The following is a 233-nucleotide window of genomic DNA, read 5'->3' as shown; positions in this document are numbered from 1 at the left end:
CGGTGTTCAGCTTCACGATGGTCGGCACGGTGAACAGGTTGGTGATGCGCCAGCGCTCGACCAGCGACCCCACCTCCGCGGGGTCCAGGCGCGTGCCGCCGGTGAGCACCGTCATGGCGCCGGCCGCGACCTGGGCGAGCGGGTGGATGCCGGCTCCGTGCGAGAGCGGCGCGACCACCAGCGAGGCGTCCGCCTCCGTCGTGCCCGGCATCAGGGCGCAGAGGTGGTTGGTG

Annotated in this window: 1 pseudogene; it reads right to left on the bottom strand. The window is 73.0% G+C overall.

Annotation, left to right across the window (positions count from 1 at the left end):
• Window positions 1-233, bottom strand: a pseudogene (locus AC0IY0_RS29090) (acyl-CoA synthetase); the annotation flags it as partial.

This window comes from Methylobacterium sp. AC315 (assembly GCF_979253755.1).
Note: the sequence above shows the minus strand (reverse complement) of the source record. Positions and strands in the feature narration are given on the sequence as shown.